The sequence below is a fragment of the Microvirga sp. GN3 genome (assembly GCF_055792825.1).
In genome coordinates, this window is sequence record NZ_JBVVAK010000062.1 from 20,828 (window position 1) to 35,291 (window position 14,464).

A 14,464-nucleotide genomic window follows, 5' to 3' on the forward strand; every position below is an offset into this window, starting at 1 on the left:
CATCAGGGGCGTTATGTGGGCAACCGTGGGCCCACGGTCTCTCGGGAGGTTGAAATGCCGGCTCCAATCACAATCAGGTACGACCTTGACTCAGGAACACTCGTTCAGCGGGGGAGTCAAAGCTCCGGTGCATCGGGAGCGGCCGAGCAGGACAATTTCCTCGGAAGCCTGATTGCGTTGTCGGATGCGACCTTCGCGGCAGGGGACACTCAGCTAACTATCAATGTCGACTTCGTTGATCGGGAAAGCGGCGTCAAGCAATCCCTGCGGCTGAAGGACCTGGGTGTCGGTTCGCCCTACAATCCCTCATCATTTGTGGGCACCACACTCGGGGAGCCGCCCCCGGCCGTATTCCCAAACAATCATAAGTTCGCGCCCGGATTGAGCTTCGGCGGCCCGAACCTTCCTGCCGGTGCGGAGCTTACTGTAGGTATGACACTCACAGGGGTGCTGGGTGCAGCCCTTCCTCCCCCGACTATGACGGCAAACCCCATCACTGATTTTGCCGCACCTAATATTGTTTCATCAGACCCGAACGCCTTTGAGTACGTGATGCTGCCCGACCTTGTCGACGGGAACCAGGAAGCTACGTTCAGCGGGTTCACGCTTACCCTCACAGCCGCTCTTCCGGTGGGCGTGTCCAGTTTCTCGCTGGATCGGATGCAATTCAACCTGGGTAGCGCCCAGGTTGACTTACTTCGGGACGCCCTGCCCTTGCATGACATCCGCTTTGGCACTGACGCCCGAAACAACTTCACAGCCGCGGACGCGCCGGCAATTTTCTTTGGTGAGGGCGGCAACGACAGTCTCACAGGCGGCAGGTTCGCCGATATTCTCTTTGGGCAGGAGGGTCATGATCGACTGTCAGGCGGCTTTGCCAACGACCGCCTGTTCGGCGGCGATGGTAACGACCGGATCAACGGCGGGGGAGACGATGACGAGATCCGGTGCGGGACAGGCAATGACCGAGCCGATGGTGACGCAGGCGATGATCGGCTCTTTGGGGGCTCAGGCCATGATCGCCTGAATGGTGGTGAGGGCGATGACCGGCTGCGAGGAGACAGCGGAAATGATCGCCTCGATGGCAGACTGGGTGCGGACTTTCTGACGGGTGGGTCAGGATTCGACCAGTTTACCTTCAGCACGGCCCTGAGCCCAGAGAATGTCGACACGATCAACGACCTCCGGGGCTCTGATACGATTGTACTGGACAACGATGTGTTCACGGGCTTGGCCGCCGGGGTGCTGCGGGGCAGCGCGTTCCGTGTAGGCACGGCCGCTGCCGACAGCAGCGACCGGATTATCTACGACACGGTCTCGGGTGCCTTGTATTTTGACCCCGATGGTGTTGGAGGGGCAGGCCAGACCCAGTTTGCAACGATTGCCGGAAGCCCCAACAATGTCGCCGCAAGAGACTTCCTGGTAATCCTGTAAAGTGGGAAGCGACCTGTTGCAGGTGTGCTTGTCCAAAGTCCTGAGAGACGTGTGGTCTCTCAGGACATGGAACAAACGCCGGTTAAGCTCCGTCGCAAATCGGGAATGGGGACGAGAAGGGATAACGTGTTTGCAGAGAACTCGTGCGACCAGCAGAGCAAAGTGCTCGGCGAGGGATAGCGGCCGCTTACAGGTATACTTCTCCTATCGTTTCCACATCGTGTGGATCATCTCGATGTTGCCCAGGATCACACGAGCCATGGTTGCGCAAGTGATAGCGCCGCTTTGAGGCCGATGGAAAAGCGCTTGGTGGATCATAGCCGCCGTCCCAACCGTTTGGCGCCCTGAAAGCTGGGATGTGTTCGCCTGATCAGATGCGCCGCAAACGGCTTGTGTCATTACCCACGCTGGCAAACGAAGGACCACGACCTCATTTGACGACAGCTTCGCGCAGGATCGGTGGGCTATTGTCGGACAAGCGGGGAGGAATCACGTAGGAACCTGCGACGAGGTGTTTCGACCTCTTCCACCTTCGATGTGAGTGCTCAGCCGCCCGCAATCCACCGCGCGAGATCGATCATATGCGCCTCTGCCCGATATTTTCACCTCGTATCGTGCTCGCTCTCATAGGGCTTATCCTCGGTGCACCCGTTCGGGCCCAACCACAAACTGATTTCTATATCACAAGGCGCGCGTGCCTTGCCGCTGGCCTCCTCTCTCCCACCGAGTGCCGTAATGCTTTTGCCAATGCGGAGGCCGAATTCGAGGACAGTGTCCCGGTCTTTGATGAGCAGTCCGCATGCGAGCGCCATTTTCCCCGCTGCACCATAAGTTTTGCCACACCTTCCGATCCCACCGCTCTTCGCTTTAGCCCAGCGATGAAGGGGATACAGGTGACCGTGAATTCAAAGGATCGGACAGTGGTTCCGGTTCTCGGCGGCAGCCATCCGGCAATCCAATTCAGTGCTCGCACGGTCCTGGAACGCCAGGACACCCGCTCGCCGACCCGATACCAGGAAGCACAAACCCGGTGGGCGGTCGCACAGAGGCCTCAGGAGCAGCCGACGAGCGATCCGTCGACGTGGGCCCTCAGAGGCAGGGTCGATATTGGCCGAGACGATGCCCCGGCGCAACCGTCGTCCCCGCCTCTGGCAACAAAACTTCTTGAGTGGTGCCAGCAGTTCTGTGAAGCGATTACGATGCGAGCTGATCGAAGCCACGAATCGTCTCCGGCGCATCCCGGACTTTTCGCTCCTCATCTCGACACCGTTGCGCAATTCGGCGCCCCCCTGGCAACTCGTCACTTTCGTCCGCTGGCAGGAACACGCCGGATCGTCCCACCCCGCTTCGTTCACGCGTCAGAAGGATGAACGCGTCGCCGGCGAGCAAGGTTGGTCTCACATCGAACCAACGCTCCCTGATCGTGTCCTTCCGCTTGACGCCTGCGGGGCGGATTTCATTCGCAGGCTGACAAGCAAGATCACTTCAGAACCAACGCATAGCGTGCAGTGGGAGGCGAACCGCTGGCAAGCCGGGCAACTCGGGAGCGCCCTGAGTCGAATAGTTCCACTATGCGTTTCAGCAACTCTCTGATCCGAGGATTCATGACGAGGCGAGCTGCGGTTGTCGAGCGAATTTGCTGGGGTTAGCTCGTCGCCACCAAGTCTTGCCAGTTTCCAGGATGGTCACAATCCGCCATTTCAAAGGTCTCATGAGCAACAGCTCTCAGGACTAGAGCGTCCTCAGCACACTTGCCGACCTCTGGGATGAGCTGAGACCTTCAACGAGGAGATCGAGAGCGATCTCCTCGATATCAGCGCCGCCGCTTCGTCCTCGTCCTTCCGCGGCGTTGACCGGGATGACCGCCTTTTGGGCATTCCTTAACATTGGCGCTGGGGTGCACCGACAAGTATGGAATCAGGCTCCCTCTTGAGCCATCACTTCGTAGGGCGAGCCGCTGCCGCGCCGGCGGCTGCATATCCATCGACAGAACCGGCATCGCCTGTGCTGTAGCGTTGGATAACGGCAGCTGTGCGCTGCCCATCACCCGGGATATGATTGTTCATGACGTAGGGCGGCCAGGGATCGGCTGTATGAACCGTTTTGTTCCACGCCTGCGCATCGCCTGCCCGGAGGGTGATCGTATCGCGATGCTCCAGATAATCGACACATCCTCCAAGCACCGACAGCATCAGAAAGCCAGCTGACGCCTGAATCCAACGCCTAGTTTTTGACGACTTTTCTGCTGACATTTCGCTTCCCAGATTTGAGCTCGACGATGTGACCATAGGGACCGATCACTCCGGCACCCTCGGCGAATCGCTTCTGCGTGTCACTGTCGATCTCCATGGCACCGAGAAGGAAGAACTCCGGGTCATTGCTGGGCTTGGCGCCGTCAAGCGGCGTGCGTATCGGCTGGCCTGGCTTCGCAGGCCTCACCAGATGCGGGGTCACGATGATCACCAGGTCGGTCTCTTCCTCCTGAAAGGAGGAGGAACTGAAAAGCGTGCCGATAATCGGCAACTGACCGAGCCAGGGGATCTGCTCGCGATTCTTGGTGTGGACGCTCTGCAGGAGCCCGGCCATGGCGAAGCTCTGTCCGTCTCGCACCTCGATCGATGTGCTGGCACGCCGGGTGATGAAGCCAGGAATCGAAATCGCTCCCGTGCTCACCCTGATCGACTCGTCGACCTGACTGACTTCGGGCTCAAGCTTGAGATTGATCAAGCCGTTATCGAGCACCACCGGGGTGAAGTTCAGGCGGACGCCGTATTCCTTGTAAGTCACAGTGATGTTGTTGTCGTCAGAGGCAACCGGAATCGGAACCTCACCGCCGGCCAGGAAGCTTGCTTTCTCGCCGGACAGCGCAATGAGATTGGGCTCCGCCAAGCGGCGGGCGAGACCCTTGTCCTCGAGCGCCTGGACCAGAATATCCGCGCTGATGCCTCCTCCGAGAACCTGCGCCAGAACGGTCCCAAATGGGACGCTTCCACTAGGAAGAAGCGGATTGAAGCTGATGACTCCGCTGTTCGAGTTGGGGAGGAAGCCGCCTGTCGTGACCCCGCGTCCGCTCTTGTCATTGGCACGGCGGGCCGACCAGCTGACGCCGAGTTCGCGGCCCGCATTCCGGTTCGCCTCGATGAAGCGCACCTCCAGCAAGACCTGCTGGCCGCCTGTGACGCGTAAAGCATTGATGACTCCATCAGATCCATACTGTTCTGCAATCTCAAGCGCCTTGCGTAACATGATGGCGTCAGGAACCGTGCCGCTCAGCCGAAGTCGGCCATTGACCGTTTCGACCTTGATATTTGCCTTGGGGATGGCCTCTTGGATCGCCATAGCAAGATCGGGCGTATCTGCGCCGACTTCCACATTGACGATGCCCAACAGTTGGTCGCTCCCGTCATAGACGGCAACATTGGTACGCCCTTCCGTCTTTCCCAAGACGTAGAACGAGCGTCCGGTGAGCGGAACGGCAGTCGCAACATCAGGATTTCCGACAACGACGCGCCCGACATCGGATACAGTCGTAGCGGTCAGGAACTGTCCCTGGGCAACGTTGATCTCGCCGGTGGCCCGCCCCTTGTTGAATCGCAGCAGCTTTTCTTGCGCCTGTGCGGAGAAGGTCGGCAGGACGAGCATTCCAGCAACCATCGTGAACACGATCCCGCTCAGCGCAGCACGAAGGCGCGCAAGGCCATAGTTCACTCGCATCTTGAAGAGCCCGCCCCTACCGGTATTCGCGTTCTCTAGGTCACCCCCAGGAAATACTTCCTCGATCAGCTGACCTAGACGTCAATACATGAAAGACCATCATAGTTAACGCCACGTAAAGGACTGTTCGACTAACTTACCTAGAATAGGTTTTCCAATCTCCTCGCGATGGCGAAGCGCGGCGGAGGATCTGGAGGCAATCTCTGCGGCGTACAAGGCCCGCAAGTGGCCGAGTAAGCATGGGCCTCGTGGGGAATCAACGAGATTCCGGGTCACCCGGAACAAAGTGAAGTGGGGGCAAGTGGCGATGAGATTGATTGGACGGACCGCCGCGATTGGTCTGCTTGTCTGTGCCGTTCCCTTGCTTGGAGCCTGCAATAGCACCGGTGGCACTCTCTCGGCCTTCGGCAATGGTGCGGCCGAACTGGCTCTGCCGGACTCGGTCGATCCCTACCCTGATGGAGAAGTTCTCCAAGTCGCTCAGTTGCAGTTTTCCGAGGGCAATTATGGCCACGCGGCCCGCTACTACGAGCGCGCCGTCGAGATTTCACCCAATGATCCGGAGGCCTGGCTCGGTCTTGCCGCCTCCTACGATCGTGTTCGTCGATTCGATCTCTCAGACCGCGCCTATCGGGAGGCTGGCCGATTGATTGGCGATCGCGCGGAATACTACAACAATGTCGGCTATTCGTTCTTGCTCCGGGGAGATCCGGTCAAAGCCCGCGCAAACTTTCTAAAAGCTTACGAGATCGATCCAACAAGCGTCACCGTCAACAACAACCTCGAACTCCTGCGTGACGGCTTGAGAAAGTCCCGGTAGAACTGCACGTCGCAGGTTCGAAAGTAATCCCCTCCGAGCGTTCCCTTCGGCAGCACATTGGCATCCTCCCGGCCTGCTCCAAGCTCATAGGCCATTTGGCTGAAGCACGGCCGCTCAAGGCTCTAGGCCATCAGGCTGAATGGACTGTTCCTGCGTCCCATTCTCTTATCAAGGCGACACACCCGTATGGGCTTGTGGGGGCTGTATCGGAGATGCAGCTGTTCAATGGACTAGTCGAGGAGAGAATACCATGAAGTCCCTTGCGACCCGCTTTATCAAGAATGAATCCGGCGCTACCGCCATCGAGTACGGCCTCATCGCGGGCCTGATGGCAGTATTGGTTATTACTGCCCTGTCAACGTTCGGGACCGGACTGACCCAAACCTTTACAAACCTTGGCACTCGGCTGACCACAACCGCTGGTCAGGTCACCTCGGCCGGCACGACCCCACCCGCCACCCCGTAATGGGATGCAAGGACGCAGAGGAGCCCTGCTTCCTCTGCTCTGCCCTCTCCAGAGTTGTGCATCTCTTTACCGGCGAGAAAGCTAATGACAGTTTCCGCCCTGTCCGCGCTGGCGGCTAGCTTGTGCTTCGTGTCCGCGCTGCTCTGGGCCGGTGCCATGGATCTGACGACGATGAAGATCCGGAATGAACTTGTTCTGTTTCTTCTCGGTGCCTATGCCGCTTTCGCTCCCCTTGCAGGTTTCGGAGCGGTCGAGATCGGACTCAATGCCGCCGCCGCTCTGGCCGTCCTGGCCGGGATGTTCATCTTCTTTGGCCTCGGCTGGATCGGTGGCGGCGATGCCAAACTGGCCGCTGTCGTCGTGCTGTGGCTCGGGGCGGATCGGGCCTTGCCCTTCGCCTTATATATGGCCGTCGCCGGAAGTGTGCTGACGCTTCTGCTGCTTCAGTTCCGTGCGATCGCGCTGCCGGCAGGGTTTCGCCAGATCCCATGGATTACTCGGCTGCACGCCCGCGATTCGGGCGTGCCCTACGGCGTCGCAATTGCAGCGGCGGCGCTGCTGATTTTTCCAGGGACGTCCTGGCTGAAGGCTCTGTCATAGACCGGCGCTCGGCCAGATCATGACGGGCCATCGGCGTCCAACCACAGACGAGGCTTTGAACCATGCTGCGTGTCTTCATTCTGATCGTTGCCATCAGTGCGGGTAGCCTCGCGGGCTGGCTCGCTCTATCGATGCAGCCTGGCGTCGCCGTTACCACAATCGAGACACCCTCTCCTCCTCAACCGATGACAGAGGTCCTGGTCGCAGCCGCCGACCTGGAGCAAGGGAGGACACTGGAGGAAAAGGTCGTTCGCTGGCAGTCCTGGCCCCTCGGCGCCGTCAGCCCGGGTTTTGTAACCCGGACCGCGCAGCCCGAAGCAGTCAAAAAGATGTCGGGCCTGATGGTGCGAAGCCACTTCGTCTCCGGCGAACCGATCCGGGAGGACAAGCTGTCCCGTGGCTCAAATCTGCTCGCAGCCATGCTGTCGCCAGGCAGGCGCGCGGTCGCGATCAGGATTTCCGTGGAAAGCACGGCCGGCGGCTTCATCCTTCCCAATGACAGGGTTGACGTGATCCAGACCGTTGCACGCCCTGGTCAGGGGCAAACCGAAAATCTGAGCCGCACTCTTCTCACCAACATTCGGGTGCTCGCCGTCGATCAGAAGGTTGACGAAACCAAAGGCCAAGCGGTGGTCGGCAAGACGGCAACCCTGGAGCTCAGCCCTGATCAGGCCGAGGCGATCGCAGCAGGGCAGGCTGCGGGCATTCTCTCTTTGGCGCTACGCTCGTCCTCCGACAATTCGGAAGAGCCGATGCTTCAGCGCCCGAGCAATGTGTCCGTACGCTTCCTGCGCGCCGGACAGAGCGAAATCGTGAAGTTCTGAAGGATTGGTGAGCGGAGACTTGTCGATGACGGACTTGACCCTCGAATTGGCCGACGGTTCCTCACGGCAGATTGCGGACACCGATAGCCGGGATCAACATGCTTTCCATGCGGAGACCGGCGCTCACGTGTCCGGCACTCCTCGCCCGGCGCTCAAGATTCCGAGAATCGCCATTCAAGCCTTCTGCGACACTCCGGATATTGCCGCGACCCTGGAAAGTGCCGCGAAAGACCGGCTGATGCATCGTGCCCGTGTCAGCTGCCGTATGGGGGGTATCACTGCCGCCATCAAGCAGTATCAGCAGACGCCGACACCCAACCTCGTGGTCGTCGAGAGCGGCTCCGCGGGTGACGCCTTTCTGGCGCACTTGGATCAACTTGCGCAGGTCTGCGATGCCGGCACGCGCGTGCTGGCGATTGGCTACACGAACGACATCGCCTTTTACCGTGAACTTCTCAAGCGAGGGGTCAGCGACTACCTATTGGCCCCAGTTTCCCCTGTTGATTTCATTGCCTCCATTTCAAGAACTTTCGAAGAGCAGAGTTCGAGCAAGCTCGGAAGAAGCTATGCCTTCATCGGCGCGAAGGGCGGGGTCGGCTCGTCCACGATAGCCCATAACGTTGCTTGGACGATCGCGCACCAACTCAGCTGCGATGTTGTTCTGGCGGATATGGACCTGCCCTTCGGGACGGCGGCTCTCAACTTCAATCTTGACGTTGATCAGGGCATTGCCGACGCCATTCAAGATACAGGCCGGCTCGACGAGGTCCTTCTCGACCGTCTGCTGCTGAAATATGATGATCATATGAGTTTGTTGGCCGCTCCTGCGCATCTTGAGAGGCCTTATGATCTGCCTTCAAATGTCATGGGGCCTCTGCTCGAGGTCGCGCAAGCGAACGTGCCGTTCATGGTTCTGGACGTGCCTCACCAGTGGACCTCATGGACCAAGAACGTGCTTGTCTCAGCCGATGACATTGTCATCACGGCCTCCCCGGACCTCGCCAATCTGCGCAATGCCAAGAACCTGATCCATGTTCTAAAACAAGCGCGCCCTCACGACCCACCGCCGAAGCTCGTCCTCAACCAGGTGGGAATGCCGAAGCGGCCGGAAATTTCGCCAAAGGAGTTCGCCAAGTCACTGCAGATCGAGCCGCTTGCTTGCATTGCATTCGACGCGAGCCTGTTCGGCAATGCCGCGAACAAGGGGAAGGTGGTTGCAGAAACCTCCGGAAAGAGCGCGGCCACCAAGGCGTTTGCGAACATTACTGACGCTCTCTCCGGTCGGCACGGATTGAATCGCTCAAGGAAGAGATTGCTCGGATTAAGTTCTTTGATCGGCAAGGTAAAGACGATGTAGCGCGATAAGCAGCGGAGGCTTTTGGACCACATGATGAGCGCGCAGAAGAGCAGCAGACTCGATCGATCCAGGGCCAGACTTGCGGCCCTGATGGAGAATGAGTGTGGACTGTCGGCGATTGAGTTTGCATTGATCGTTCCGCTCTTTGTGATCGGCTTCGTAATGACAGCTGACATCGGCCTTGCCGCCCACCAGCGTATGACGATCGACCACGTCCTGCGTGCCGGGGCCCAGAGCGCCATGATGGATCCGGGGGCCAGCACAGTTCAGACGGTTCTCGAGACCGTTGCAGGGGATACGTTCGCGATCGGCAGCTCTACACCAAGCGGAGGCAAACCGCCTTTGACGTTCACGATTGAGCGCTACTGCGTCTGTCCGAGCAACCAGGGCGCTAAGGTGCTCTGTTCGACCATTTGCACGGGAACGGCTCCGGCCACCTTGGCCTTCTACTCTCTTTCCGGCTCCAGCACCTATACAGGCATGCTCATTCCGAATCTCAGGTTCAGTCCAACTCTCGAGGTGGAGGTCCGTTGACCAGGACATCAGGTCCATTCCTGCGCTTGTCCAACTGCGAGAGCGGATCGACCGCTGCCGAGTTCGCGCTTATTGCGCTGCCTATGCTCCTCCTCATCCTCGGCATCATCGAATTTGGCAGAGGGCTTTATCTCTACAACAGGATGTCTTTTGCAGTGGATCGCGCAGTCCGCATCGGCATAACTCATCCCGAGGCCACCGACCAGCAATTGACCGACGAGGTTCTCGCTGAGTTCGTGACATCCGGAGCAGCATCAGGTTCAGGGACCTTGAGTGACGTGCACCCAACCGTCGAGATTACCTTTGTCGATGTTCCGAGTGGCCTCGACTTCAAGGTGCTCTCGGCACGGATGTTGTTCAAGCCATTGATCCCGGACCTGCTTGATAAACAATTCACCCTCGGCGTCACACGACGTATTCCGAAGATCACCTGAGAAATCTGCCTCAGTCAGGTACAAGCTAGATGTTCATTTGCTGGTTGTCGGGGCCGCTGGCGCCGAGAGCGGCCTGCACGAACCGTCGCAGAGATAAATCTGCTGCGCGGCACCCTGGTGAACTGTCGTCAGCTGACGCGCGTTCCCGACGACGCTCACGGCCGTGTTGAGGATCTCCTGCCCCTCTCCGTCAAGAACGATCATGTTCGTCGTTCCAATGGATTTTCCCGTCAGAATCAGGGTATATTCGTCGTTCAGTGTCCCATCGACAATGGCCGGGTTTCCGATGATGATCGTGCGGGCGGGCTGCCCAAACGACAGCAGTTTGGCAAAATCGATCACGACACGCAGGCTAGAGGCAACCGGACTGACCAGCGAGCTTGATCCTTCCCGAGGCGCCGAGATGCGGCCGGCCAATTCGTCGGCACGCGCCTGTGTGGAGGCGGTTCCGGCAGCAACCAGAACGGTCGCGATAACGGCCCTCCAAGACGCACTCACCATCTGAAACTCCCGTTCAGTCACCAGCCTATTCAAACCATGTCTGCCGGCGAGCAGGCAATTAGACCGTTTAGCCGATGGAACCCACCCGTCATCTAAGCCATGCGGCCGAATGGACCGGTGGTTACAACGGGCTTTAATGAGCATCTTGCGGTGTCGGGCGGCCGCGCCTTCCGGCAGAGCGGAGGATAGGGCAAGCGAGGACTTCAGTGATGTTTGGCAAGAGAGTTCTGCAGGACGAGCACGTGACACGGGCACCTGTACCTCTGGTCGTTCCCCAGGCTGAGATATCCTCTCACAAGACCAACACCAGAATCCTGCAGGCTCCATCCAACACTGCGGCTCCCAACGCCGAAACAGCATATAGCCTCCGCCCATCGGCATCGCGCAAAACTGAAGAGTACTACTCCCTCAAGGCTCAAGTGTTCGCCGCTCTCGTCGAGGCTATCGATGTTGCTCAGCTCGGCAAGTTGGATATCGACCAGGCCAGGGAAGCCATCGGGGACATTGTCCGGGACATCGTGACTGCCAAGAAGTTCGTGTTGTCCATTGTTGAGCAAGATGACCTCCTCCAGGACATCTGCAACGATGTTCTCGGTTATGGCCCGCTTGAACCTCTGCTGGCCCGAGATGATATTGCCGACATTATGGTTAACGGAGCGGACACCGTCTATATTGAAGTGGCGGGCAAGGTTCAGAAGACGGACATTCAGTTTCGCGACAACGCTCAACTCCTGCACATCTGTCAGCGGATTGTCAGCCAAGTCGGCCGGCGGGTGGATGAATCAAGTCCGATCTGCGACGCTCGCCTCTCGGACGGATCCCGTGTCAATGTCATCGCCCCTCCCCTGGCCATTGATGGTCCGACGCTCACGATCCGCAAGTTCAAGAAGGACAAGCTTACGCTCAACCAACTCGTGAATTTCGGCACCATCTCGCCTGAGGGCGCTACGGTGCTCGAGATCATTGGCCGCGTCCGCTGCAACGTCATTGTGTCGGGCGGTACGGGCTCCGGAAAGACGACGCTTCTGAATTGCCTGACCCGCTATATCGAACCTGGGGAGCGTGTAGTGACCTGCGAGGACGCTGCCGAACTTCAATTGCAGCAGCCGCACGTCGTGCGGCTGGAGACCCGCCCACCGAACATCGAGGGAGAAGGACAGATTACCATGCGCGATCTGGTCAAGAACTGTCTGCGTATGCGTCCTGAGCGTATCATCGTCGGAGAAGTGCGTGGCCCTGAGGCCTTTGACCTGCTGCAGGCCATGAACACCGGCCATGACGGCTCCATGGGAACACTGCATGCAAACTCACCGAGAGAAGCCATCTCCCGCGTGGAGTCGATGATCACGATGGGTGGATTCAGTCTTCCGTCAAGGACAATTCGGGAAATGATCGTGTCGTCTGTCGATGTGATTATCCAAGCGGCACGTTTGCGTGACGGCTCACGGCGCATCACGCATATCACCGAGGTTCTCGGGCTCGAAGGAGATGTGATCATCACGCAGGATCTCTTTCTCTACGATATTCTTGGCGAGGATGCACAGGGCAACATCCTGGGCCGGCATCGCTCCACAGGCATCGGGCGGCCCCGGTTCTGGGACCGGGCGCGGTACTATGGAGAAGAGAAGCGTCTCGCCACAGCACTCGACGCGGCTGAGGCATCCAACAAATAGGCTCTCTCCTGAAGTGTGGTGAAGGATGCTGGCCCCGGAATTTACCCCCCTCGTGATCGCTTTGTTGGCGACCTTCTGCGCCGGCGGGATCATCATTTCCCTCTTCTACTCTTACATCGAGCGGCGCTCGGAGAGCCGCAAACGCCTCGCGACGATTGTAGCTCTTGGGAACCCACGAGAGGTCTCCAGTCAGTCGTTCAACTCGCGCAAGAAGAGCATTGAGAGCACCCTGCGCGAGATCGAAGACGCACAAAAAGCCCAGAAGGCGGCAAAGCCAACGCTTCTTGGACGCATACGCCAAGCCGGTCTCAGCTGGAGTAGCAGAACTTACTGTGCCCTGAGTGTCGGAGCCGGAGCTTTGTGTCTCTTGCTTACCCTTGCTCTGTCGGGGCTGGGGATCCTACCTGCCCTGGGCTTTGCGCTCGCCGGCGGCCTCCTACTGCCCCACCTCTACGTGAGCTTTCGACGCAGTCGCCGGTTCGCGACCTTCTCGTCAGAATTCCCGAATGCAGTCGATGTTATCGTGCGTGGCGTCAAGGCCGGTCTACCGCTCGGTGACTGCCTGAGAATCATTTCACAGGAGGCTCAAGAGCCAGTGCGAGGCGAATTCAAGCTCATTCTGGAAGACCAGACTATGGGACTGCCCATGGAACAGGCTGTGCAGCGCCTGCCGCAGCGTGTGCCGCTGTCGGAGGCCAGCTTCTTTTCCATTGTTATTTCCCTCCAAAGCCGCACCGGTGGAAGCCTCTCGGAGGCACTTGGCAACCTCTCTAAAGTTCTGCGAGAGCGGAAGAAGATGAAGGCAAAGATTAAGGCCGTTAGTTCGGAAGCCAAGACATCGGCTGGGATCATCGGTGCCCTGCCCTTTGTCGTCGCTGGCGCCATCTATCTTACCGCACCCGCCTATATCGGCCTGCTGTTCTCAACCCTCATCGGCAATATCGTTCTGGGTATATCCGCCTTCTGGATGATGATCGGCATCCTTGTCATGCGCAAAATGATCAACTTCGACTTCTGAGACGCGAAATGGATCTTGGTCTCCTCTCAATGAACCATGACCTGCTCTTGATGGTCTCTGCCGGAATCTCCGTCGCCGCTTCGGTGCTCGTAGTATCCTGGCCCTATTTCTCCCGAGATCAGCTCAGCGCTCGTATGGCGCAGGTTGCGAGTGAACGGGAGCGCATCCGCTTGCGCGAGCGGGCAAGACTCAACCATGCCAAAGGGCAACTTTCCTTGAGACAAGAGCCAAGGAAGTTCTTCAAGGAAATTGTTGACCGATTCAATCTCAAAGAGCAGCTCGAAGATGGAGAATTGGTTCGGAAGCTTCGCCTCGCTGGCTACCGCGGACAAGGGCCGGTCGTCACATTTCTGGCCACACGAGCTCTAATGCCTTTGGGGATGTTTCTTCTCGCGACCGTCTACGTATTCGTGATTCTGCGCCTTCAGCAGCCGCTCTTCATTAAGCTCGGTATCACCGTGGCTGTCGCATGGATCGGCTATTATGCTCCATGGGTTTATCTGAAGAACAGAATTGCCAAACGCCAGGAAGCTATTCGCCGTTCTTGGCCGAATGCGCTCGATCTTCTGTTGATCTGCGTCGAATGCGGCATGAGCATTGAGAGCGCCCTGCGCAAGGTTGCCGAGGAAATCGGCACACAATGCCCAGAGCTGGCCGAGGAACTGAGCCTGACGACCGCAGAACTGTCTTATCTGCAGGACCGTCGCAAGGCTTATGAGAATTTGGCGGAGAGGACCGGCCTAGATGGAGTAAAAGGTGTCGTTACAAGCTTGATCCAAGCTGAGAAGTACGGCACCCCCTTGAGCCATTCCCTCCGTGTGCTGGCTCAAGAGAATAGAGATATGCGCATGAGCGACGCAGAGAAGAAAGCGGCCGCTTTGCCTCCCAAGTTGACCGTGCCAATGATCATGTTTTTCCTGCCGGTCCTCTTCGCTATCATCATCACGCCTGCCGTCATTCAGATCATGGGCGTAAAGTAAAGCCCAAATACCGCTGTCTGCTCGCGCCCAGTTCGAAACGAACGAAGGTCCACGGTCGGGGCGATTGAATCGTGGTTTGTCCGCACCCAAATGAAGCGCAAGCCAAGAA

At 58.4% G+C, this 14,464-nt stretch carries 15 protein-coding genes; 12 read left to right on the plus strand and 3 right to left on the minus strand.

Features of this window, described 5'->3' with window-relative positions:
- Positions 1-54 precede the first annotated feature (54 nt).
- Both ACS5Q1_RS25680 and ACS5Q1_RS25685 read left to right on the plus strand, forming a co-directional pair.
- Positions 55-1,434: a calcium-binding protein gene (locus ACS5Q1_RS25680; RefSeq protein ID WP_473100834.1), complete on the plus strand. Its 1,380-nt coding sequence runs from the start codon at positions 55-57 to the stop codon at positions 1,432-1,434.
- A 581-nt stretch (positions 1,435-2,015) separates the two neighbouring features.
- Complete coding sequence (locus ACS5Q1_RS25685; RefSeq protein WP_473100835.1) at positions 2,016-2,804, plus strand: DUF1190 domain-containing protein; 789 nt, start codon at positions 2,016-2,018, stop codon at positions 2,802-2,804.
- Positions 2,805-3,371: 567 nt separating this feature from the next.
- Here ACS5Q1_RS25685 and ACS5Q1_RS25690 read toward each other — a convergent pair.
- Both ACS5Q1_RS25690 and ACS5Q1_RS25695 read right to left on the minus strand, forming a co-directional pair.
- Complete coding sequence (locus ACS5Q1_RS25690; protein ID WP_203439728.1) at positions 3,372-3,626, minus strand: hypothetical protein; 255 nt, start codon at positions 3,624-3,626, stop codon at positions 3,372-3,374.
- A 31-nt stretch (positions 3,627-3,657) separates the two neighbouring features.
- The gene (locus ACS5Q1_RS25695; RefSeq protein ID WP_473100836.1) at positions 3,658-5,148 is read right to left on the minus strand and encodes a type II and III secretion system protein family protein; all 1,491 of its coding nucleotides are present in this window, start codon (positions 5,146-5,148) and stop codon (positions 3,658-3,660) included.
- Positions 5,149-5,455: 307 nt separating this feature from the next.
- Here ACS5Q1_RS25695 and ACS5Q1_RS25700 point away from each other — a divergent pair, with 307 nt between their 5' ends.
- From ACS5Q1_RS25700 to ACS5Q1_RS25730, 7 genes are all read left to right on the plus strand, one after another.
- Entirely contained in the window at positions 5,456-5,968 is a 513-nt protein-coding gene (locus tag ACS5Q1_RS25700) for a tetratricopeptide repeat protein (RefSeq protein WP_473100837.1), read from the plus strand.
- Between the two features lie 250 nt (positions 5,969-6,218).
- Complete coding sequence (locus ACS5Q1_RS25705; RefSeq protein ID WP_473100838.1) at positions 6,219-6,434, plus strand: Flp family type IVb pilin; 216 nt, start codon at positions 6,219-6,221, stop codon at positions 6,432-6,434.
- Between the two features lie 84 nt (positions 6,435-6,518).
- Entirely contained in the window at positions 6,519-7,034 is a 516-nt protein-coding gene (locus ACS5Q1_RS25710) for an A24 family peptidase (RefSeq protein WP_473100839.1), read from the plus strand.
- 62 nt (positions 7,035-7,096) lie between these two features.
- Complete coding sequence (gene cpaB, locus ACS5Q1_RS25715) at positions 7,097-7,858, plus strand: Flp pilus assembly protein CpaB (protein ID WP_473100840.1); 762 nt, start codon at positions 7,097-7,099, stop codon at positions 7,856-7,858.
- Positions 7,859-8,180: 322 nt separating this feature from the next.
- A complete protein-coding gene (locus ACS5Q1_RS25720) occupies positions 8,181-9,215 on the plus strand; it encodes a CpaE/TadZ family protein (protein WP_473100841.1) in 1,035 nt (344 codons plus the stop codon).
- A gap of 30 nt (positions 9,216-9,245) precedes the next feature.
- Positions 9,246-9,749 carry a TadE/TadG family type IV pilus assembly protein gene (locus ACS5Q1_RS25725; protein WP_473100842.1) on the plus strand — a complete coding sequence of 168 codons (504 nt, stop codon included), beginning with the start codon at positions 9,246-9,248 and terminating at the stop codon, positions 9,747-9,749.
- Entirely contained in the window at positions 9,746-10,183 is a 438-nt protein-coding gene (locus ACS5Q1_RS25730) for a TadE/TadG family type IV pilus assembly protein (protein WP_473100843.1), read from the plus strand. Before ACS5Q1_RS25725 ends, ACS5Q1_RS25730 begins: the two co-directional genes overlap by 4 nt.
- 33 nt (positions 10,184-10,216) lie before the next feature.
- Here ACS5Q1_RS25730 and ACS5Q1_RS25735 read toward each other — a convergent pair whose 3' ends face one another.
- Complete coding sequence (locus tag ACS5Q1_RS25735) at positions 10,217-10,684, minus strand: pilus assembly protein N-terminal domain-containing protein (RefSeq protein WP_473100844.1); 468 nt, start codon at positions 10,682-10,684, stop codon at positions 10,217-10,219.
- Positions 10,685-10,893: 209 nt separating this feature from the next.
- Here ACS5Q1_RS25735 and ACS5Q1_RS25740 point away from each other — a divergent pair, with 209 nt between their 5' ends.
- The 3 genes from ACS5Q1_RS25740 to ACS5Q1_RS25750 are packed head-to-tail and all read left to right on the plus strand — an operon-like array spanning position 10,894 to position 14,355.
- Positions 10,894-12,357, plus strand: coding sequence for a CpaF family protein (locus tag ACS5Q1_RS25740; protein WP_473100845.1), 1,464 nt, complete (start codon positions 10,894-10,896; stop codon positions 12,355-12,357).
- 25 nt (positions 12,358-12,382) lie between these two features.
- Positions 12,383-13,375, plus strand: a complete 993-nt coding sequence (locus tag ACS5Q1_RS25745) for a type II secretion system F family protein (protein ID WP_473100846.1) — start codon at positions 12,383-12,385, stop codon at positions 13,373-13,375.
- A gap of 8 nt (positions 13,376-13,383) precedes the next feature.
- On the plus strand, positions 13,384-14,355 hold the full coding sequence (locus tag ACS5Q1_RS25750; RefSeq protein ID WP_473100847.1) for a type II secretion system F family protein: 972 nt from the start codon (positions 13,384-13,386) through the stop codon (positions 14,353-14,355).
- The last annotated feature ends 109 nt before the right edge of the window (positions 14,356-14,464 follow it).

Excerpts from the sequence above, each read along its gene's own strand:
- ACS5Q1_RS25680 (WP_473100834.1), top strand. The coding sequence starts at position 55 with ATGCCGGCTCCAATCACAATCAGGTACGACCTTGACTCAGGAACACTC.
- ACS5Q1_RS25685 (WP_473100835.1), top strand. The coding sequence starts at position 2,016 with ATGCGCCTCTGCCCGATATTTTCACCTCGTATCGTGCTCGCTCTCATA.
- ACS5Q1_RS25690 (WP_203439728.1), bottom strand. The coding sequence starts at position 3,626 with ATGCTGTCGGTGCTTGGAGGATGTGTCGATTATCTGGAGCATCGCGAT.
- ACS5Q1_RS25695 (WP_473100836.1), bottom strand. The coding sequence starts at position 5,148 with ATGCGAGTGAACTATGGCCTTGCGCGCCTTCGTGCTGCGCTGAGCGGG.
- ACS5Q1_RS25700 (WP_473100837.1), top strand. The coding sequence starts at position 5,456 with ATGAGATTGATTGGACGGACCGCCGCGATTGGTCTGCTTGTCTGTGCC.
- ACS5Q1_RS25705 (WP_473100838.1), top strand. The coding sequence starts at position 6,219 with ATGAAGTCCCTTGCGACCCGCTTTATCAAGAATGAATCCGGCGCTACC.
- ACS5Q1_RS25710 (WP_473100839.1), top strand. The coding sequence starts at position 6,519 with ATGACAGTTTCCGCCCTGTCCGCGCTGGCGGCTAGCTTGTGCTTCGTG.
- cpaB (WP_473100840.1), top strand. The coding sequence starts at position 7,097 with ATGCTGCGTGTCTTCATTCTGATCGTTGCCATCAGTGCGGGTAGCCTC.
- ACS5Q1_RS25725 (WP_473100842.1), top strand. The coding sequence starts at position 9,246 with ATGATGAGCGCGCAGAAGAGCAGCAGACTCGATCGATCCAGGGCCAGA.
- ACS5Q1_RS25735 (WP_473100844.1), bottom strand. The coding sequence starts at position 10,684 with ATGGTGAGTGCGTCTTGGAGGGCCGTTATCGCGACCGTTCTGGTTGCT.
- ACS5Q1_RS25740 (WP_473100845.1), top strand. The coding sequence starts at position 10,894 with ATGTTTGGCAAGAGAGTTCTGCAGGACGAGCACGTGACACGGGCACCT.
- ACS5Q1_RS25745 (WP_473100846.1), top strand. The coding sequence starts at position 12,383 with ATGCTGGCCCCGGAATTTACCCCCCTCGTGATCGCTTTGTTGGCGACC.
- ACS5Q1_RS25750 (WP_473100847.1), top strand. The coding sequence starts at position 13,384 with ATGGATCTTGGTCTCCTCTCAATGAACCATGACCTGCTCTTGATGGTC.